Genomic DNA, 18973 nt, shown 5'->3' with positions numbered 1-18973 from the left:
GTCGGCCCGGATGATGTGCAGGTCGCGCCGGTGAAGCCGCTGACTTCGGGTCCGGCTCGGTGTGGTAGAACAGGCGTGCGTCACGCGCCGATTCCGGAGGCGCGATGAGGCAGTAGGGCGGTCGCTGCGTCCGCTGCGCGCATGCGGTGGGCGCTGCCGATCTCCGCCGATCCCGAGGAGCCTGTCGATGCCGAAGACCTTGAACGTCGCCGTGATTGGCGCCGGAACGATGGCGCAGGCCGTGCACCTTCCGGTGCTGCGGCGGCGCTGGGACCGGTTCACCGTCGCCGCCCTGGTCGACCACTCGCCGCGTCGGCGCCGGGAGGCCTCCGACGTGTGGGGCATCGGTGAGGACAAGCGCTACGAGTCGGTCGGCGATCTCATCGCAGCGGTGCGCGCCAAGACGCTCTCGCTCGATGCGGCCGTCCTGGCGACCGACGGTCTCCACGTCGAGGACCTGCTGCAGCTGATGCGCCGCGGGATCCCCGTGCTGGTCGAGCCCCCGCTGGGGTTCTCCGCCGAGGAGGTGGCCAAGGTCGCCGATTTCGAGCGGATGACCGGCCGGCGCCTGGTGATGATGGCCTACCCGCAGCAGTACGACGAATCCGTCGCGCGCATGTCGGAGCAGATCGCCACCAAGGACCTGCGGATGGTCGATCACGAAGTGCTGATGCCGGCCAGCCAGCCGCTGTTCGGCGGAGCGCACGTGACGAGCTCCTCCTACGACCTGCCCTCCGATGTGCGCTCGCAGCGCCGCTCCGATCTCCAGGCCGCCGTCGTCGCCGGCTCCGGCGAGGGCGCCACCCAGCGCGACCGCGACCTGTATGTGAAGGGCCTGCTGACCGGGGTGGCCCACCAGATGGCCGTGATGGAGGCGGTGTACGGGCCGATCACCCGCGTGACGGCGGTGCGCCACTGGCCCAAGGGCGTCATCCCCGGCTCCCTCGAGATCCTCGGCGAGCTCGAAGGCGGAGCGCATGTGCGCCTGGTGTGGCATTACCTGCCCTTCGCGCCCGAGTACTCCGAGCACATCAAGGTGCTCTCCGCGCGTCGCCGCATGGAGGTCGAGCTTCCCGCTCCCTCGCATGGCGACCGCCGCTCCAGTGTCGCTTTGCGGGAGAAGAAGGGCGGCGCCGTCCATGAGACGGCGACCGTGGCCACGAAGGGCAGCGTCGAAGCCATGTGGGAGGCGTTCCACAGCTTCGTCGAGAAGGGCGTCCGGCCCGTCTCCGGCGCCGAGGAGGCACGCAACCAGGTCACGCTCCTGCGGGAGGTGCTCTCCACGATCGTGGTCGCCGACGGTCGCAGCCTCGATCCCGCCCCCGACGCGGCCGACGACGAACAGGGGAGCGACAGCGAGGCCGAGAGCGCTGATCCGTCTGCCTCCGGGCCGCTCGACTCCGAACCGGCTGCGGAGACGCTGGAACAGGAGCCGGCGACGGCCGCCGACGTGGCGGGAGCGCCGGACGGCGAACCGCCGGCCCTGGAACCGGAATCGCAGCCGGCACCGGAGACGCTCGAGCAGGAGCCGGCCACCCCGTCGCCCCACAGCAGCCCGGCGGACCAGGGTCCGACGGAGCAGCGACAGCCCGTCGTCCCCGCCGCCGCGAGCGATCCGAGCGGACTCCCGGAGCCCACCAACCCCACCGAGCCGATCGACTATCCCGACGCGGAGCCAGGTGCCGCGCCGCGGACGGGCCGTGACGTCGTGGACGTGTGGAATCTCCGATCGGACGGTCTGGACGAATCGACCTGGCCTCCCGAGCCGCACAGGACCTCCGATGCACAGCGCGAGGGCGACGATTCGGCGGGCGGCTCGGCGGCGCAGGCCGCGTCGCACGAGGGCGCCGGCGACGACGAGGCCGCGTCCCCGCAGGGCTCCGAGACGACCGGCACCGACCCGTCGGCGGAGTCGACGGCTGGCGAGTACCGCAACCGCCCCTCCTGAGGACTCGCCACCGTCCCTCCTGAGGAACTGCGTGTGCGGCGCGCTGCCGCCGCGGACGTGCCGCAGGGCGCCATGACGCCCCGGGCGGCAGAGGCCCGGACGGCTCACGAGGCGACACGCCGGTGCGGCGAAGGCTGTCCGCATGAAGCCGGTCGCGACACGCCCGGGCATCGCATGGTGCCCCGTAGGGGCGCGCCGATACTGCGCCGAGAAAGCAGTACGACGTCCCGTCGAGGCACGCCGACGACACGCCGACGCCACGCCGGCGACACGCCGGCGACACGCCGCGACGCGCCCGGACACGCCGGGGATCCGGAACACATCTGCGCCCGATCCGGGCTCGCCGGGGACCCTCGCTCAGCAGCGCCGTCCACCGCGATCGCGGTCTGTCCGACCCCCTGTCCACACTGTGATGTGCACGCATCCTCGGTCTTCTCCTCGGTCTTCGTGCGTGGCTCGCGATTCGCGTCCCCAGCTGCCCCGAGCCATCCACATCCCGTCCCCACCGCTTTGTGTATGACAATCTTGTAACTCAGTACATCTTGTGGTCGTTCCTCTCGGGCACCACTAGGTGTAGTGTTGGTACTGTCGCAGCGATCCGGCCCTCCCGGGGACCGTCCGCCACATCGAAAGCTCTGATGAGGCGGCGGTGGGGAGCCTCCGGAGGCCTGTGACGTGGTCCATCGGACCTCCCCGGAACATCTGCACACACCACGCTCCTCGCGCTCTCGGCGCGGCGCTCGAGAAAGGCCCCTTCCCTTGGACATCACCGTGTACTCCAAGCCCCTCTGCGTGCAGTGCGACGCGACCAAGCGCGCCCTGAACAAGGCCGGCGTCGCCTACGACGTCGTCGACATCACCGAGGACGCCGAGGCGCTGGCGCGCATCAAGTCCATGGGCTACGCGCAGGCTCCCGTGGTCATCACGGAGCAGGATCACTGGTCCGGCTTCCGTCCCGACAAGATCAAGGCGATCGCGGGCGCCGGCTCGCAGCGTTCGGCCGCCGCGATCTGAGCTGTCACCAGGAGGCGTCGGCGTGACGAAGCTCGTCTACTTCTCCTCGGTCTCGGGCAACACTCACCGCTTCGTCGAGAAGCTCGGGATGCCGGCCCGGCGCATCCCGCTCTACGCCCAGGAGGAGCACCTCGTCGCCGATGAGGAGTTCGTCCTGGTGGTCCCGACCTACGGCGGGGGCAACGGCCGCGGTGCCGTCCCCAAGCAGGTCATCAAGTTCCTCAACGATGAACGCAACCGGAGCCTCATCCGTGGCGTGATCGGTGGCGGCAACACCAACTTCGGGGACGCGTACTGCGCGGCAGGGGATGTCATCTCCGCCAAGTGCCGCGTCCCGCACATGTACAGATTCGAACTGTTCGGTACCCCTCGCGACGTGCAGCGGGTCCACGACGGATTGGAAGAGTTTTGGCGACACTGACCGAGATGCCCCCACTCGAGCACAACAGGCAGCTCGACTACCACGCCCTGAACGCGATGCTGAACCTCTACGGAGCGGACGGCCAGATCCAGTTCGACAAGGATCGCCTCGCGGCGCGGGAGTACTTCCTGCAGCACGTGAACCCCAATACGGTGTTCTTCCACTCGCTGCGCGAGAAGCTCGACTACCTGGTCGAGAACAAGTACTACGAGCCCGAGCTGCTGGAGAAGTACGACTTCTCCTTCATCGAGTCGCTGTCGGAGCAGGCCTTCGCCAAGAAGTTCCGCTTCCCGACGTTCCTGGGCGCGTTCAAGTACTACACCTCGTACACGCTGAAGACGTTCGACGGCAAGCGGTACCTGGAGCGCTTCGAGGACCGCGTGGTGATGGTGGCCCTCACCCTCGCCGAGGGCGATGAGCAGCTGGCCCGCAACCTCGTCGACGAGATCCTCGACGGCCGCTTCCAGCCGGCCACCCCCACCTTCCTCAACGCCGGCAAGGCACAGCGCGGTGAGCTGGTCTCCTGCTTCCTGCTGCGCATCGAGGACAACATGGAGTCGATCGGTCGTTCGATCAACTCTGCGCTGCAGCTGTCCAAGCGCGGCGGCGGCGTGGCACTGCTGCTGAGCAACGTGCGCGAGTACGGCGCACCGATCAAGCACATCGAGAACCAGTCCAGCGGCGTCATCCCCGTGATGAAGCTGCTGGAGGACTCCTTCTCCTACGCGAACCAGCTGGGGGCGCGTCAGGGCGCCGGTGCGGTGTACCTCAACGCCCACCACCCGGACATCCTGCGCTTCCTGGACACCAAGCGCGAGAACGCCGACGAGAAGATCCGCATCAAGACTCTCTCGCTCGGCGTGGTCATCCCTGACATCACCTTCGAGCTCGCGAAGAAGAACGAGCCGATGTACCTGTTCTCCCCGTACGACGTGGAGCGCGAGTTCGGCAAGCCGTTCGCCGACGTGAACGTCTCCGATCACTACCGCGAGATGGTCGACAACCCGAACATCTCCAAGAAGAAGATCAAGGCGCGCGACTTCTTCCAGATCCTGGCGGAGATCCAGTTCGAGTCCGGCTACCCGTACATCATGTTCGAGGACACCGCGAACCGGGCGAACCCGATCCCGGGCAAGATCACCCACTCGAATCTGTGCTCGGAGATCCTGCAGGTCTCGACCCCGTCGTCGATGAACACGGACCTGAGCTACGACGAGCTGGGCCGGGACATCTCCTGCAACCTCGGTTCGCTGAACATCGCCAAGACGATGGATTCCGACGACTTCTCGCGCACCATCGAGACCGCGATCCGCGGCCTCACCTCGGTCTCGGACCACTCCGACATCGAGTCGGTGCCGACGATCGCCGAGGGCAATCGCGCCTCGCACGCCATCGGTCTGGGCCAGATGAACCTCCACGGCTACCTCGCCCGCGAGTCCATCTTCTACGGCTCCGACGAGGGCCTGGACTTCACGAACATGTACTTCTACGCGGTCACCTACAACGCCATCAAGGCGTCGAACAAGATCGCCAAGGAGCGCGGCGAGGTCTTCTACGACTTCGAGAACTCGAAGTACGGCACCGGCGAGTACTTCGACAAGTACATCGAGCAGACGTGGGAGCCGCGCACCGAGAAGGTCCGCAGCCTGTTCGCGAACTCCAGCGTGCACCTGCCCACGCCGGAGGACTGGAAGCAGCTGCGCGACGAGGTCCAGAAGCACGGCATGTACAACGCCTACCTGCAGGCGGTGCCGCCGACCGGCTCCATCTCCTACATCAACCACTCGACCAGCTCGATCCACCCGATCGTCTCCAAGATCGAGATCCGCAAGGAAGGCAAGATCGGCCGCGTCTACTACCCGGCGCCGTACATGACCAACGACAACCTCGAGTACTACGAGGATGCGTACGAGATCGGGTACGAGAAGATCATCGACACCTACGCCGAGGCCACGCAGCACGTGGACCAGGGTCTGTCGCTGACGCTGTTCTTCCCGGACACCGCGACCACGCGCGATATCAACAAGGCGCAGATCTACGCCTGGCGCAAGGGCATCAAGTCCCTCTACTACATCCGCCTGCGGCAGATGGCGATCGAGGGCACCGAGGTCGAGGGCTGCGTCAGCTGCATGCTGTGAGCCGCTGACCCGGTATCAGAAGGGCGGGCACCATGACGCATGGTGCCCGCGCTTCTGCGCACGCGCGGGACCGGGTCGGTACGCGCTGTGGGGCGATCAGGTAGTCGATGTGCGGCGACCGCGGATCACCGCCCGGCGCATTCGGCCTGCATCTTGCTGGTGGCATCCTCGAGCAGTTCGACGTCGAGGGCGGAAATGCCCTGCTGGACCTCGGTGCCGATCTCCCGCAGCTGCTCGTCGCCGTCCGGCTCCGAGCCGGCCGCGGTGAAGTGGCTGCCGGCAGCCAACAGTTCCCACACGAGTGGGTCATCGAGGGCCAGCGAGTCCTCATCGATCGGGAGCTGGCCCGAGATCCGGTCGAGTGTCGCGCAGGCCTCGGCGAGGTTCGGGTCCGAGGGGCCGCCCACCCCGCCGCGGCCGAGCAGGAAGCCACCGATTCCTCCCACGCCGAGCCCGAGCAGTCCCACCACGACCGCAGTGGCGAGCAGGGCCAGCACTATTCCTGTCGGGCGTCGGTGCGACGTGCCTGAGTGATCGGGCGGACCAGATGTCGGTGACGGGCCGGACGGTCCGGATGGTTGCGTGGCATCAGGAGACGGGGAGTGGGAAGCCATGCCCTGACGCTATCGACCCGCCCTGACCGAGGGAAGGCACTGGGGGACTCGCCGCTTTCGCGCACCACGCACGAGCGCCGTGCGCGAGACCGGCTTGGCACCGGCTCCCGCGTGGTCATCCGTGACGTCAGAGCGAATCCTGATTGAACCGAGTTCGGCATGTGGGACGCTTGCGATATATGGTGAACGGACGCTGGCGCCGATGAGCCGCCCCGGAGGACGAGTGCCGGGACCACCGCACGAGCGAAGGAGCTCCTCCATGACCACGACGACCTCGACCGGAGCACCGGCGCCGATCCCCTCAGGCCGTCGGGGTGAGACCGCGGCGGGCTCGCATCGTCTCCAGGTCGTCATCGCGGCGAATCTGCCCGAAGAACTGTGTCGCACGATCGAAGAGTCCGAACCCCGGGTCGACGTGGTCAGAGACCATGCGTTGCATCCCGCACGGCGCAGCGCCGCCGAGTGGTACGGGGACCCCGAGCAGCAGCGCACCGCACAGGAGCAGCAGGCGTACCAGTCGATGGTCGATTCCGCCGATGTGCTCTTCGGCCTGCCTGATGGAGACCCCGCTGCTCTGGCGCGCACCGTCCGTGCCAATCCTGACCTGCGCTGGGTCCAGACGATGGCTGCCGGCGGGGGAGCGCAGCTGAGGGCGGCCGGATTGAACGACGAGGAGTTGGAGCGGCTGACCGTCACAACTGCGGCAGGCGTGCACGGTGACCCGCTCGCGGAGTTCGCGCTTTTCGGTGTGCTCGCCGGCGCCAAGACTCTGCCTCGACTCCAGCAGCTCCAGCAGCGCCACGAGTGGGGCGGCCGGCTGCAGATGCGCCACCTCAGTGAGATGACGGTTCTGATCGTCGGCCTGGGAGGCATCGGCGCGGCGTGCGCGAAGAAGTTCTCCGCTCTGGGGGCCAGGGTGCTCGGAACGACTCGCAGTGGTGACGCCGTCGACGGCGTCGACGAGCTCGTCCCCATCGATCAGCTGGCCCGAGCCGCCCGTGATGTCGACGCGATCATCGTGACCCTGCCGGGCACGGACCGCACCGCGGGCCTGATCGACGAGAGAGTTCTCGGCGGGGTGCGCGAGGGCACGATTCTCGTCAATGTCGGCCGCGGCACCGTTGTGGACGAGCCGGCCCTGCTCACAGCACTCGACGCCGGCCGGATCGGATTCGCCGCCCTGGACGTCACCGCGACCGAGCCGCTGCCCGCCGACAGTCCTCTGTGGGAACATCCCCACGTTCTGCTCAGTCCCCATACCGCGGCGCTGAGCGCGAAGGAGGACAGCCGGATCGTCAGGCTGTTCACCGACAACCTGCACCGCTATCTCGACGGGCGCCCGCTGCGCAACGTCGTGGACACCGTCGAGTTCTACTGAGCCATGCCCGAACCCAAGGATCCCGCTCCGGCCGTGTCGCGCGCCCTGCGTCTCCTCGAGGTGCTCAGCGAGGCCCAGGGGGAGCCGATGTCCCTGGCCGCTCTGTCCCGGGCGGTCGGTATCGCGAAGTCCTCCGCCTCGAACATCTGCGCTGTGCTCGAAGACGGGCGGATGATACATCGCGCCGACGGCGGGTATCGGCTGGGCATGCGCACCGCCGAGCTCGGCGGTGCATTCGCCGCCCAGTTCAACCAGGTCCGTGAGTTCTTCGGCGTGGTCGAGTCGATGCCCGAACTCGCCCACGAGGTCGTGCAGATCGCTGTCCTGGACGGGACCGACGCTCTGTACCTCGCACGGCACGAAGGTCGGCGGGAACGGCTCGGAACCCCCATCGGCTCGCGTCTTCCTCTGGTGTACACGGCGGCAGGCAATGCGCTGCTGATGGCCCTGGCGGATGACGAGGTCGAGGACATCCTCAGGGCCGAGCACTTCGCACCGAAGACCCCGAGGTCGGTCCGCGCGCCACAGGAGGCCTGGGAGAAGATCCGTGCCGCTCGGGAACGGGGCTTCGCCGTGGATCGAGGGGAATCGCTCGATGCCGTGTACGGAGTGGCCGCCCCACTGCCGGCGTGGCGTCCCGGCGATCCGCAGATGGCCCTCGGTGTCGCTCTGCCGCGGGAGGAGACCGACTACACGACCGTCGAACGCGTCGGGGCCGCCGTCGTCGACGCGGCGAGGCAGCTGACGAACCCCCTCGCAGCCCGGCCCTGAGACGGGCGGTAACGCGGCTCCGACAGCACGCGCACTCGCGGTGAGCTACCACTGCGTTCAATAGGTTGCACGTAGTTCAGAATGCGGTACGGTGGGCTCGTCGCGTCGGCCTCTCGGGTCGCGCGGCCCGCCCGCATCTGCAGCTGCATCGAAGGAGATGCCATGAGCTCACCGACGAGCGATCCCGATCCCGCGACCGTCGCATCCGGGCGTACCGGCAGCCTCGACCCGGACACCGAGCGCGAGTACACCGCGAACCTCCGCCGCGCCACCCTCTCCTCGAGCGTGGGCAGCGCCTTGGAGTACTTCGATTTCGCGATGTACGGCCTGATGACGGCTCTGGTCTTCGACCGACTGTTCTTCTCCGACGAGAATCCCGCCATCGCGACGATCGCGGCTTTCGGCATCTATGGCGTCGGCTTCGTCGCCCGTCCCTTCGGGGGTCTCTTCTTCGGCACCATCGGCGACCGGATCGGGCGCAAATGGGTCCTGGTGACCACCATCCTGCTGATGGGCGGTGCATCCACCCTCATCGGTGTGCTGCCGACCTTCGAGCAGGCCGGTCTGCTCGCGCCGCTGCTGCTGATCGTCCTGCGGCTGGCCCAGGGCTTCGGTGCAGGCGCCGAGCAGGCCGGAGCCACCGTACTGATGGCCGAGTACGCTCCCGTCCGCCGACGCGGATTCCTCGCCTCGTTGCCCTTCATCGGCATCCAGGCCGGCACCCTCCTGGCCAGCTTGACCTTCTTCGCGCTCACCCGGCTGATGCCCGAGGACGCTTTCCTCAGCTGGGGTTGGCGCCTGCCGTTCCTCGCGTCGTTCCTGCTCATCCTCATCGCCCTGTTCATTCGGGCGAAGCTGGCCGAGACCCCCACCTTCGTCACGCTCGAGAAGCACGAGCAGGTCGCGGACAAGCCGTTGCGCGAGATCTTCACGCGCGGACGCGCATCCGTGGTGGTCGGCATAGGCCTGAGGATGGCGGAGAACGGCGGGTCCTACATGTTTCAGTCGGTGGCACTGGCGTTCGTCACCTCCGCCGCCATCGGACTCGATCGCGGCATCGTCACGTGGGGCGTGACTCTCGGAAGTCTGCTCGGCCTGGTGTCTGTCCCGCTCAGCGGCCACCTCTCCGACCGTCTCGGCCGTGTCGCCGTCTACCGATTCGGTGCGGTGTTCATGCTTGTCTTCAGCATCCCGGCCTGGTGGCTGCTCTCGCTGGGGAGCCATGTTCTTGCCATCGCCGTGATCGCCGTCGGGTTGGGCGTTGCCGTCAACACGATGCTCGGCCCGCAATGCGCGATGCTTCCCGAGCTGTTCGGCAACAAGCATCGATACCTGGGAGTGGCGATGGCGCGGGAACTCTCCGCGGTGCTCGCCGGAGGCCTCGCCGGAGTTCTCGGTGCCGCACTGATGGCCTGGACCGACAACAACTGGATGGTTCTCGCGCTCTACATGGCCACGCTCGCCGCGATCACCACGGCATCGACCTTCCTCGTCCCCGAGACCCGCGGTCGCGATCTGCTGCGCATCGAGGACGCCCTGCGGCTGTCCGATACCGAGACCGGCAGCGAGTGGCCGACCACGGACGGAGAGCGGCCGAACCGTTCCAGCACGCCGGCGCGTTAGAAGGGCTCCGGCGCGTCAGGTCGTTGCCTTCCGTGGGCGCCGTGTCTCGTGCCTGCCGTAGGTCATGCGGCGCAGCAGAGCTTCGGCGGGACCGCGGCGCCCCTGGGAGTCCAGCAGCGCTGCGAGGGGCAGCGAGACCAGCCAGACCGCGAGGGCGATGGCGACGGCCGGGGCCGTGCTCAGCTGCGCGCCGAGGCCGAACCCCCAGCCGGCCATGATCGGGGCCAACAGCAGCGACTGGAACAGGTAGAACGTCAGCGACCGCTGGCCGACGGCGCTCAGGGCGCATACCAGGGGCCCGGGCCGGGCCTCCGTGACCGGCATCTCGGTCGCCGCTGGAACGCCGTAGGCGCGCTGGGCCGGGGTCTGTTCCGCCGTCGCGCCGGAACGGGACGCCGGACCCTCCGCACTGAGCGCCGCGGCTGGGAGCCCGTGCCTCTCCAGCCGCGCCGCGAGCAGGCCGAACGCGGCCGCGTAGCCGACGCCGCAGGCCATGCCCGAGACCGAGGTGATCCCGACGAAGCCCCAGGCGACCGCCTCCGGCATGGGCAGCACACCCACGTACGTCAGAGCGTCCGGCAGTCCGCCCAGCCAGCCGATGGCGATGCCGCCGATCGCGACGCGACGCAGCAGCCGGACGTGGCGCCACGGCTCGTCGAGCACCCGGTGACGGGCGGCGATCCACCCCAGCAGGATCATCAGCGGCGGGCCCATGAAAACGGCCGGCACGAGCGCGAACAGCCACATCCCGGTGCGCGTCAGGATCGAGATCAGGTACGGCTGCCCGTAGGCCAGGTCCCGGATGAAACCCATTCCGAAGCCGGCCATTCCCGCCTCCATCTCCGCGAGCGCCTCCGGCGGGGCGAGGAAGGCCAGCACCAGCGCGCTGACGGCGGAGAAGAGCGCATACAGCACCATGATCGAGGTCAGCACGATCAGCCAGATGGTGAGGGTGCGGGTGCGCCGGCCGAAGAAGATCCACACCAGCAGCAGGGCGGCGACCGCGTATGCCCCCAGGATGTCCCCGTAGAACAGCAGCGCCGCATGCAGGAAGCCCAGCAGCAGCATCGCCCAGTGCCGGCGCCGCATCATGATCCGGACGACGCCGGCTTCCATGCCGCGGTCGATGCGGGAGCGGTAGAACTGCACCATGCCGTAGCCGAACAGGAACGCGAACAGCGGCATCGCCCGGTGGTCGACGGCGACGGTCATGACGAACTGCACCGCGGAATCGAGCGGGCCCGTCGCCGGGACGTGGGGGCTCATGCCGACGGACCCCTCATGGCCCCACAGGTACCAGGAGACGTTGGCCATCGCGATCAGGGCGAGCATCAGGCCCCGGGAGATGTCCGGGGCCAGGGAACGGCGTGGGCGGGACGGGGCGGCAGGGGAGCGGGGAACCGTGGGCGAGCTGGTCACGTCGGCGCCTTTCGGGTCGGCGAGGCAGAGCGGTGGATCCGGTCGATGCGCCGTCGCACCCGAGGTGCAGCGTCGTCCTCTGAGGTGCGGCGTCGTCTCTTGCGAACCTAGCCGCGCCCGCAGCCGCTGTCGCGGGACGAAAGTCGGCTTTGTGTCACGGGTGTCGATGAGGCGCGCCGCCATGGTGCTCAAGGCCCGGAGGCGGCCCGCGCACCGCAGCGGAGGGCTTGCTCACGCCGAGGAAGGGGAACATCGCGGCGTTCGCCGCTGCCCCGGCGGAGGGTGTCGATTCCCACCGCGCCGGAGGGCCGTCGGTGCGCCGCCGGGAGGGCCCCACTGCCTACACTGGCGAGCACTGACTCTCCCCGATTCTTCTGACAGTGAGGCTGCGGTGAACGACCACCTGAAGACGACGGTCCAGGCCATCAACTGGAACCGGATCCCGGACCCGAAGGACCAGGAGGTCTGGGACCGCCTGACCGGAAACTTCTGGCTGCCCGAGAAGGTGCCGCTGTCCAACGACATCCAGTCCTGGAACCGGCTGCCCGATCACGAGAAGACGCTGACCATGCGGGTCTTCACCGGGCTGACCCTGCTGGACACCGTGCAGGGGACCGTCGGCGCCGTCTCCCTGATTCCCGATGCGATCACCCAGCACGAGGAGGCGGTGTACACCAACATCGCCTTCATGGAGTCGGTGCACGCGAAGTCCTACTCCCAGATCTTCTCGACGCTGTCGGACACCAAGCAGATCGACGAGGCCTTCCGCTGGAGCGAGTTCAACGAGCCGCTGCAGAAGAAGGCGCGGATCGTCATGGACTACTACCAGGGCGATGACGCGGAGAAGCGGAAGGTCGCCTCCACGCTGCTGGAGTCCTTCCTGTTCTACTCCGGCTTCTACCTGCCGATGCACTACTCCAGCCACGGCGAGCTGACCAACACCGCCGACATCATCCGCCTGATCATCCGTGACGAGGCCGTCCACGGCTACTACATCGGGTACAAGTTCCAGAAGGCCATGGAGCAGGCCTCCCCGGAGCGCCGCGCGGAGCTCAAGGACTACACGATGTCCCTCCTGCTCGAGCTGTACGAGAACGAGGAGGAGTACACCGAGGATCTCTACGACCCGGTGGGCTGGACCGAGGAGGTCAAGACCTTCTTGCGGTACAACGCCAACAAGGCGCTGATGAACCTCGGCTACGAGTCGCTGTTCCCGCAGGACTCCACGGAGGTCAACCCCGCGATCCTCGCCGCCCTGTCCCCGAACGCCGACGAGAACCACGACTTCTTCTCCGGCTCCGGCTCCAGCTACGTCATGGGCAAGGCCGTCGAGACCGAGGACGACGACTGGGACTTCTGAGGCTCTGACCCCGGGACAGGCGTGCTCCCCGGACCCCGCCCGAAGGCGCCGGACGTGAATGTCCGGCGCCCTCGGCGTATTGACCCGCGCCCGATGGGCGACTCGCCGGTGCAGCATCATGCGGCCGACGAGAACGCCGATGCGATCCTGCGCAGGCGCGTCGCCGAGCTGACCGATGCCTCCGAGGCCGACGTCCTCGTGGGACGCGCCTGCCCGCGCTGCGGCTCCTCCCGGCACGGGCGGCCCTGGGCCCGCGTGCCCGGGCGCGGCGACGAGGTCTCGGTGAGCCTCTCCCGCGCCGGCCCGCACCTGGTCACGGCGGTCACCACTGAGGGTGCCGTCGGCGTCGACATCGAGTCGGTGGCCGCGGTCGACGCCGGGTGGGATCCGGGCCTGGTGCTGCACCCCGACGAGGCAGGCCTCGATGCCGGCCCGGCGCAGCGCGCGGCGCTGTGGTGCGGCAAGGAGGCGCGAACCGAGCGGTTAAGGACTGCATGCCAGCAGTCGCCCTGGTCACGGAGCGATCTCGGCGCCCCCGGGGGCGCGCTGCTCACTGCGCCTTCCCCTGGAGCGAGCACCCTCCTATCGTGACGGGTACCACAGTGAATCCCGCGTCGAGGAGGAAACATGTCGGAGCAAGAAGCTGGCCAGGTCACCGGGACGAAGGACAAGCACTACAACCTGGTGTGGTTCCTGGAGTCCTGCCTGAACAACGCGTTGCGCATGGAGACCTACGTCAAGGACGCGGAGCGGGACGGTGACACCGAACTCGCCGAGCTCTTCTCCAAAGCGCAGCACGAGAGCACCAAGGGAGCTGAGCAGGCCAAGTCCCTGCTCGCCTCACGACTGGCCTCGCAGTGACACGGAGGGCCGCGGACCGGCGGCCCGCCGCGGCGCGCACTGCACTGCGCACTCCGGATTATTCGGCGACGAGGCGCTGACCGGCCGTGCCCAAGCGGCACGACGTCGTGATCGAGCTCTCGCCATACCGCCTGGTCGTCCGCGTGACCTGCGGTTTCGCGGCGATCTGGTCGTCAGTCGCCGTGCGGGGCCAGAATGTGTGCGTAACACCCCGTCCCCTTCCCCTCAACGAATGGAGAACGTGTCATGGGACTTATCGGACTGATCATCTCGTGGATCATCATCGGCGCGATCATCGGCCTCCTCGCCCGCGCGATCATGCCGGGCAAGCAGGCCATGGGGCTGGGGATGACGATCGTCCTCGGCGTCATCGGTGCGATCGTCGGCGGCTTCATCGGCGGCCTGTTCGGTGGTAACGGGATCGGCGGGATCATGGACAACCCGTGGAGCATCGGCACCATCCTGCTGTCCATCGTCGGCGCGATCATCGTGATGGCGATCTACGGCTTCGCGACCAAGAACCGCGCCTGACCTCAGGCCACTAGCGTCCGCACCACGACGGCGCCGTCCCGGGACTCCCGGGGCGGCGCCGTCGGCATGTGCGGGGGCAGGTCATCGCCCACGCCGTGGGTATCGCCGGTGACGGGTGTCGATAATCTGATGACATGCGGCGACGGCACCGCCTCACGGAGCTCGAGCAGCGTGAGCACCTCGCGCTGCGCTTCGGGCTGATCCTGCGGCGCGACTTCGGTCCGCTCGCGGTGCGCGACCGTGCCTCGAGCGAGGTCCGACGGGCACTGGCCGTGCCCTACTACTCACTGCTGCACCACGCCAACGTGGTCCCGCGGGCGGCGACGGCGCAGCGCGGGAGGCTGATCGGCAGCATCGCGGTGCAGGTCGATGCCGCCGGCCTCTCGGCGCGAGCCGTCTCCGCGCGCGCCGAACAGATCGCGCGGGTGCTGATCGCGGAGTACGACGCTCACGGCGTCATCTTCGCAGTCCGTGCCACCACCTGGGACAGCCCCGCAGGGGCTGGGCGCGTCGAGCTCGACCTCGCCAGCAGCGCGGACGTCCCCTCCCAGCACGCCGTCACGGGAGGGGACCTGACCCCGGTGCTGACGGCCATGCTGGAGGCCGTGCGCCCGGCGGGAATCGAGCTGGCCGTGGTCCGCGACCCGTTCGATGTGCGGGAGCAGCCCGCCTCATCATGGCGATGGGTGTTCCCGATCCGCTCCGGCGAGGCCGTCGAGGAGTTTCATGACCTGCACCGGGAGATGTCCTTCGCTGTGCTCAGCCGGCTGGTCACCGCGCAGCCGCGCGATCTGCGTCCGCTCAAATCGGTTCCCGCGCACTACGTCGATCTTCCCGGCGGGCAATGACCCCGCTGAGTGCCGGCCACGTGCCGGTCCACCGGCAGGGGCGTGCGAGCGGGTGCTCGCTCCGCGGCCCGATCGACGTCTCACTCCACCTCGCGCGAGATCGGTACGTCCGTCAGTCGATCCCCGGTGGCGCGGACGTCGATGCGGCCGGAGGACCAGCGTGCGGTGTCCGCTGCCAGGGCCTCGAGGTGGGACGGCTCGAGGAGCACCTGCACGGTCGCGGCCCGCGCGGAGTAGACGGTGGGCTCGACATGCGCGCCGTGCGCGGCGGCCCACTGGCGCACCGCATTCTCGGCGGCCCCGATCTCGGCGAGCGGGACGTCCAGCTCGGCGACGGTGAGCTGGGTGCGGCGCAGCACCGTGCCCTCGGAGACCGCCTGCTCCACGGCGGCGGTGTAGGCCCGCATCAGGCCGCCGGCCCCCAGTTTCACGCCGCCGAAGTAGCGGGTGACGATCGCCAGCGTGTCGACCAGGCCAGCATGCAGGAGTGACTGGAGCATCGGCATGCCCGCCGTGCCGGACGGTTCGCCGTCATCGCTGGAGCGGTTCACCTCGGCGGCGTCGCCCGGGGCGCCGATCACGAGAGCGGTGCAGTGGTGGCGGGCGTCGGGGTGGTCGCGTCGGGCGGCCCGGATGCGGTCCTCGGCCTGGTGGAGGTCCTCGACCCGGTGCAGTCGGGTGAGGAAGCGGGAACGCTTCTCGACCAGTTCCGTCTCCACATCGGCGGCGAGAACGAGCGGATCGGGCATGGAGCCGAGTCTAGGGCGACGGTAGTCTGCTCGAGGTTGCAGCTCGATTCCCAGGAGGATCCCCATGACCGTCCCGAACTCCGCTCCCGTGCCCCCGCCGGGCTCGATGGGCCAGCAGCACCCAGGGTCCGGCTCCGGTCGGAAGAAGTTCGGCAGGGTGCCGAACATCCTTGTCATCGTCGGCGCGATCATCCTGGTGCTCAGCATCGCCCTCGGCATCACCCTCACGGTGCTCGGCATCACCAGGACAGCCGGCGGGCTGGGTGACATCGAGGTGTTCGACAGCGGCAGCGGCTCGGTCACCGCGGAGGCCGGTGACGATATCCAGTTCTACGCCGAGGAGGGCACCCAGATCCCCACGTGCGAGGTGATGGGCCCCTCGCCCGAGGCGATCGGCGAGGGCACGCATCAGACGAGCAGCACCACCAAGGGGGGGAGGACCTGGGCGTCCTTCGACTCGATCACGGCGAACGAGGCGGGGGAGTACTCCTTCGACTGCGGCGGCACGCCTGTCGCCGTCGGCCCGCCGGTCTCCATCGGTGGGATCTTCGGGGCCGTCGGAGGCGTCCTGCTGGGCCTGGGCGGCGGTTTCCTCGGATTCGTGCTGGTCGTGATCGGCGTGATCCTGCTGATCATCCGTCGTCGTGCCTCGTGAGCGCCCCTGATCCCCGCGGTCCAGCAGAGGCGCGGTGACGGCAGGCAGATCCGCTGCCGCCCGCGACGTCAAGGGCTGAGGGACGCGACAGGGCCCGGCAGGATCGTGATGATCCTGCCGGGCCCTGTCGTGCTCAGGAGCGCCTCGAGTGCGCCCTTGTCGTCCTACGGCCTCGAGTGGACCGCGGACGGAGGAGCCCGCCTCAGGCGTCCTCGGTCACCAGCGGGTAGACGCCGTTCTCGTCGTGGATCTCGCGGCCGGTGACCGGCGGGTTGAACACGCACACGCACTTGATCTCGGTGCGGGGACGCACGATGTGCTTGTCGTGGTCGTTGAGCAGGTAGAGGCTGCCCGGCGCCAGCTGGTGCTTCTCGCCGGTGGCCAGATCCTCGATCTCCCCCTCTCCCTGGGTGATGAAGACGGCCTCGATGTGGTTGGCGTACCAGAAGTAGCTCTCGGTCCCGGCATAGAGCGTGGTCTCGTGCACGGAGAAGCCGACGCCCTCCTTCGCCAGGATGATGCGCTTGCTGCGCCAGTTCTCGGACTTGATGTCCGCGTCGGTGTCGGTGACCTCATCGAGGGTGCGAACGAGCATGGGGGAATTCCTCTCCGTGGATGAACGGGGTCCTGCGGTCCCCGAGCGGGCGCTCAGGGAGACGTCGGCCCGCCCCGGAGCTGGAGCGGGCCGACGGGGGTGGGGTGCTCAGGCGGTCAGCGCCTCGGCGACGGCCTGGTCGATGATGTCCAGTCCCTGGCGGAGCTGCTCCTCGGGGATCGTGAGCGCCGGCAGCAGCTTGACGACCTCGTCGTCGGGCCCGGAGGTCTCCACCAGCAGACCGAGCTCGAAAGCACGGTCGGTGACCTTGCCGGCCAGCTCGCCGCTGGGCATCCCCAGGCCGCGGGCGAGGCCGCGGCCCTTGACGATGAGCTCGTGGTCCTCGAAGCGGGCGGCCAGCTGGTTGAAGCGGCTCTCGATGTAGGCGCCCTTCTTGATGGTCTCCTTCTGGAGCTCGTCGTCGCTCCAGAACAGCTCGATCGCCTTGGTGGCGGTCGCGAAGGCCGGGCCGATGCCACGGAAGGTGCCGTTGTGCTCGCCGGGCTCCCAGATGTCCAGCTCGGGCTTGATCAGCGTCAGCGCCATCGGCAGGCCGTAGCCGCTGATGGACTTCGAGAGCGTGACCATGTCGGGCTTGATGCCGGCCTCCTCGAAGGAGAAGAAGCCGCCGGTGCGGCCGCAGCCCATCTGGATGTCGTCGACGATCAGCAGGATCTCGTGCTTCGCGCACAGATCGGCGAGGCCGCGCAGCCATTCAGCGCGGGCGGCGTTGATGCCGCCCTCGCCCTGGACGGACTCGACGATGACGGCGGCGGGCTTGTTCAGGCCGCTGCCGCCGTCGGTGAGCAGACGCTCGAGGTACATGAAGTCCGGGACGACCTGGCCGAAGTAGTCATCGAACGGCATCGGGGTGGCGTGGACCAGGGGGATGCCGGCGCCGCCGCGCTTCATCGAGTTGCCGGTCACCGACAGCGCACCGAGCGTCATCCCGTGGAAGCCGTTGGTGAAGTTCACGACGGACTCGCGCCCGGTCACCTTGCGGGCCAGCTTCAGAGCGGCCTCGACGGCGTTGGCGCCGCCCGGGCCGGGGAAGGCCATCACGTAGTCGAGGTCGCGCGGCTCGAGGATCTGCGACTTGAAGGTCTCCAGGAACTGGCGGCGCACGTCGGTGAACATGTCCAGGCCGTGGACGACGCGGTCCTCGAGGAAATGGTCGATGACGACCTTCTTCAGCTCGGGGTGGTTGTGGCCGTAGTTCAGGGCGCCGGCGCCGGCGAAGAAGTCGATGTACTCCCGGCCGTCCTCGGCGGTCAGCGTGCTGCCGGTGGCGTGGGTGAACGTGGTGGGCCAGCTGCGGGAGTAGCTGCGGACCTGGGACTCGAGCTCAATGGCATTGGTGGGTGCGGTCGTCGTCATGTGGTGCCTTCTCCCTGATGGATGGGTGCGGATGGTCTGTGGGGTCCTGTGGGCGCACGGAGACGCCCGTCTCGACGGGTGGGGTGTGGGAAGCGCAGCGCATTCATGCGCCGGGGCGCAGGTCTCCGATCACGTGGAGCAGTTCGGCGCCGTGGCCCTCGTCGGGGAAGTGGCTCTCCTCGAACAGCGGCTCGATCGTGTGGCTGGCGCCATGGCGCTCGGCGAGGGAGGCGAACAGGCGCTGGGAGGCGCTGTTGTCCTCGGTGATGGTGGTCTCCAGTGCGGTCACCGACGGAAGATCCTCCAGCAGCGCCTCCAGCAGCCGGGCTGCCACGCGCTGGCCTCGCATCGACTCGTCGACGGCGATCTGCCAGATGAACAGCCGCTGAGGGGCGTCCGGGCGGAGGTATCCGAGAACGAAGCCGACGACCTCTCCCTCGTGCAGAGCTACCCGGGAGGTCGCCGCGAAGTCACGGGCGAGCAGCAGGTAGGCGTAGGAGGTGTTCAGGTCGAGAGATCCGCTGTCCCGGGCAACGCGCCAGATGTCGGCGCCATGGCTCTGAGCAGGCGCAGTGATCGTGAGGTCGGCGGCGGGGGAGCTGGATCGGGTCGTGCGTCGGTTCGAGTCGGAGTGGTTTTCGATCGTCGTCAACGGGCCCATAACGATCCCC

Annotated in this window: 19 protein-coding genes; 13 read left to right on the top strand and 6 right to left on the bottom strand. The window is 68.5% G+C overall.

Annotated features, from left to right (window positions below):
• Positions 1-187 precede the first annotated feature (187 nt).
• From ACFQRJ_RS06795 to nrdE, 4 genes are all read left to right on the top strand, one after another.
• The gene (locus ACFQRJ_RS06795; protein ID WP_377018229.1) at positions 188-1948 is read left to right on the top strand and encodes a Gfo/Idh/MocA family oxidoreductase; all 1761 of its coding nucleotides are present in this window, start codon (positions 188-190) and stop codon (positions 1946-1948) included.
• A 759-nt stretch (positions 1949-2707) separates the two neighbouring features.
• Positions 2708-2962 carry a glutaredoxin-like protein NrdH gene (gene nrdH / locus ACFQRJ_RS06790; RefSeq protein WP_377018228.1) on the top strand — a complete coding sequence of 85 codons (255 nt, stop codon included), beginning with the start codon at positions 2708-2710 and terminating at the stop codon, positions 2960-2962.
• A gap of 22 nt (positions 2963-2984) precedes the next feature.
• Positions 2985-3383 carry a class Ib ribonucleoside-diphosphate reductase assembly flavoprotein NrdI gene (gene nrdI / locus ACFQRJ_RS06785; RefSeq protein ID WP_377018227.1) on the top strand — a complete coding sequence of 133 codons (399 nt, stop codon included), beginning with the start codon at positions 2985-2987 and terminating at the stop codon, positions 3381-3383.
• A gap of 5 nt (positions 3384-3388) precedes the next feature.
• On the top strand, positions 3389-5521 hold the full coding sequence (nrdE, locus tag ACFQRJ_RS06780) for a class 1b ribonucleoside-diphosphate reductase subunit alpha (protein ID WP_377018226.1): 2133 nt from the start codon (positions 3389-3391) through the stop codon (positions 5519-5521).
• A 125-nt stretch (positions 5522-5646) separates the two neighbouring features.
• Here the strand turns inward: nrdE and ACFQRJ_RS06775 are convergent, their stop codons facing one another.
• A complete protein-coding gene (locus tag ACFQRJ_RS06775; protein ID WP_377018225.1) occupies positions 5647-6018 on the bottom strand; it encodes a hypothetical protein in 372 nt (123 codons plus the stop codon).
• Between the two features lie 376 nt (positions 6019-6394).
• Between ACFQRJ_RS06775 and ACFQRJ_RS06770 the strand changes: the two genes are divergently transcribed.
• The 3 genes from ACFQRJ_RS06770 (at position 6395) to ACFQRJ_RS06760 (ending at position 9907) form a co-directional block, all read left to right on the top strand.
• Positions 6395-7513, top strand: a complete 1119-nt coding sequence (locus ACFQRJ_RS06770) for a D-2-hydroxyacid dehydrogenase (protein WP_377018224.1) — start codon at positions 6395-6397, stop codon at positions 7511-7513.
• A 3-nt stretch (positions 7514-7516) separates the two neighbouring features.
• Positions 7517-8284 carry an IclR family transcriptional regulator gene (locus ACFQRJ_RS06765; RefSeq protein WP_377018223.1) on the top strand — a complete coding sequence of 256 codons (768 nt, stop codon included), beginning with the start codon at positions 7517-7519 and terminating at the stop codon, positions 8282-8284.
• Between the two features lie 162 nt (positions 8285-8446).
• A complete protein-coding gene (locus tag ACFQRJ_RS06760) occupies positions 8447-9907 on the top strand; it encodes an MFS transporter (protein ID WP_377018222.1) in 1461 nt (486 codons plus the stop codon).
• Between the two features lie 15 nt (positions 9908-9922).
• On the opposite strand, the gene ACFQRJ_RS06755 is transcribed toward ACFQRJ_RS06760, so the two are convergent.
• Entirely contained in the window at positions 9923-11326 is a 1404-nt protein-coding gene (locus ACFQRJ_RS06755; RefSeq protein WP_377018221.1) for a DUF418 domain-containing protein, read from the bottom strand.
• Between the two features lie 391 nt (positions 11327-11717).
• On the opposite strand from ACFQRJ_RS06755, the gene nrdF reads away from it, so the two are divergent.
• From nrdF to ACFQRJ_RS06730, 5 genes are all read left to right on the top strand, one after another.
• The gene (nrdF, locus tag ACFQRJ_RS06750) at positions 11718-12686 is read left to right on the top strand and encodes a class 1b ribonucleoside-diphosphate reductase subunit beta (protein WP_377018220.1); all 969 of its coding nucleotides are present in this window, start codon (positions 11718-11720) and stop codon (positions 12684-12686) included.
• A 93-nt stretch (positions 12687-12779) separates the two neighbouring features.
• Entirely contained in the window at positions 12780-13277 is a 498-nt protein-coding gene (locus ACFQRJ_RS06745) for a hypothetical protein (protein ID WP_377018219.1), read from the top strand.
• Between the two features lie 36 nt (positions 13278-13313).
• Positions 13314-13547: a hypothetical protein gene (locus tag ACFQRJ_RS06740; protein WP_377018218.1), complete on the top strand. Its 234-nt coding sequence runs from the start codon at positions 13314-13316 to the stop codon at positions 13545-13547.
• Positions 13548-13793: 246 nt separating this feature from the next.
• A complete protein-coding gene (locus ACFQRJ_RS06735; protein WP_377018217.1) occupies positions 13794-14078 on the top strand; it encodes a GlsB/YeaQ/YmgE family stress response membrane protein in 285 nt (94 codons plus the stop codon).
• A 134-nt stretch (positions 14079-14212) separates the two neighbouring features.
• Positions 14213-14926, top strand: a complete 714-nt coding sequence (locus ACFQRJ_RS06730; RefSeq protein ID WP_377018216.1) for a hypothetical protein — start codon at positions 14213-14215, stop codon at positions 14924-14926.
• A gap of 80 nt (positions 14927-15006) precedes the next feature.
• Here ACFQRJ_RS06730 and ACFQRJ_RS06725 read toward each other — a convergent pair whose 3' ends face one another.
• Positions 15007-15675 carry an IMPACT family protein gene (locus ACFQRJ_RS06725; protein ID WP_377018215.1) on the bottom strand — a complete coding sequence of 223 codons (669 nt, stop codon included), beginning with the start codon at positions 15673-15675 and terminating at the stop codon, positions 15007-15009.
• 64 nt (positions 15676-15739) lie between these two features.
• Between ACFQRJ_RS06725 and ACFQRJ_RS06720 the strand changes: the two genes are divergently transcribed.
• A complete protein-coding gene (locus ACFQRJ_RS06720) occupies positions 15740-16330 on the top strand; it encodes a hypothetical protein (protein ID WP_377018214.1) in 591 nt (196 codons plus the stop codon).
• 202 nt (positions 16331-16532) lie between these two features.
• On the opposite strand, the gene ACFQRJ_RS06715 is transcribed toward ACFQRJ_RS06720, so the two are convergent.
• The 3 genes from ACFQRJ_RS06715 to ectA form a co-directional block, all read right to left on the bottom strand.
• Positions 16533-16925, bottom strand: coding sequence for an ectoine synthase (locus ACFQRJ_RS06715; RefSeq protein ID WP_377018213.1), 393 nt, complete (start codon positions 16923-16925; stop codon positions 16533-16535).
• Between the two features lie 108 nt (positions 16926-17033).
• Positions 17034-18302, bottom strand: a complete 1269-nt coding sequence (gene ectB / locus ACFQRJ_RS06710) for a diaminobutyrate--2-oxoglutarate transaminase (RefSeq protein WP_377018212.1) — start codon at positions 18300-18302, stop codon at positions 17034-17036.
• Between the two features lie 103 nt (positions 18303-18405).
• Positions 18406-18954, bottom strand: coding sequence for a diaminobutyrate acetyltransferase (gene ectA / locus ACFQRJ_RS06705; protein ID WP_377018211.1), 549 nt, complete (start codon positions 18952-18954; stop codon positions 18406-18408).
• Between the last annotated feature and the right edge of the window lie 19 nt (positions 18955-18973).

The organism is Brachybacterium sp. GCM10030252 (genome assembly GCF_042666535.1).
Taxonomy (GTDB): Bacteria; Actinomycetota; Actinomycetes; order Actinomycetales; family Dermabacteraceae; genus Brachybacterium.
This window is presented reverse-complemented; position numbering and strand designations above follow the sequence as displayed.

Excerpts from the sequence above, each read along its gene's own strand:
- ectB (WP_377018212.1), bottom strand. The coding sequence starts at position 18,302 with ATGACGACGACCGCACCCACCAATGCCATTGAGCTCGAGTCCCAGGTC.
- ACFQRJ_RS06745 (WP_377018219.1), top strand. The coding sequence starts at position 12,780 with ATGGGCGACTCGCCGGTGCAGCATCATGCGGCCGACGAGAACGCCGAT.
- ACFQRJ_RS06740 (WP_377018218.1), top strand. The coding sequence starts at position 13,314 with ATGTCGGAGCAAGAAGCTGGCCAGGTCACCGGGACGAAGGACAAGCAC.
- ACFQRJ_RS06730 (WP_377018216.1), top strand. The coding sequence starts at position 14,213 with ATGCGGCGACGGCACCGCCTCACGGAGCTCGAGCAGCGTGAGCACCTC.
- ACFQRJ_RS06795 (WP_377018229.1), top strand. The coding sequence starts at position 188 with ATGCCGAAGACCTTGAACGTCGCCGTGATTGGCGCCGGAACGATGGCG.
- ACFQRJ_RS06725 (WP_377018215.1), bottom strand. The coding sequence starts at position 15,675 with ATGCCCGATCCGCTCGTTCTCGCCGCCGATGTGGAGACGGAACTGGTC.
- ACFQRJ_RS06770 (WP_377018224.1), top strand. The coding sequence starts at position 6,395 with ATGACCACGACGACCTCGACCGGAGCACCGGCGCCGATCCCCTCAGGC.
- ACFQRJ_RS06760 (WP_377018222.1), top strand. The coding sequence starts at position 8,447 with ATGAGCTCACCGACGAGCGATCCCGATCCCGCGACCGTCGCATCCGGG.
- ACFQRJ_RS06765 (WP_377018223.1), top strand. The coding sequence starts at position 7,517 with ATGCCCGAACCCAAGGATCCCGCTCCGGCCGTGTCGCGCGCCCTGCGT.
- ACFQRJ_RS06720 (WP_377018214.1), top strand. The coding sequence starts at position 15,740 with ATGACCGTCCCGAACTCCGCTCCCGTGCCCCCGCCGGGCTCGATGGGC.
- nrdE (WP_377018226.1), top strand. The coding sequence starts at position 3,389 with ATGCCCCCACTCGAGCACAACAGGCAGCTCGACTACCACGCCCTGAAC.
- ACFQRJ_RS06715 (WP_377018213.1), bottom strand. The coding sequence starts at position 16,925 with ATGCTCGTTCGCACCCTCGATGAGGTCACCGACACCGACGCGGACATC.
- ACFQRJ_RS06735 (WP_377018217.1), top strand. The coding sequence starts at position 13,794 with ATGGGACTTATCGGACTGATCATCTCGTGGATCATCATCGGCGCGATC.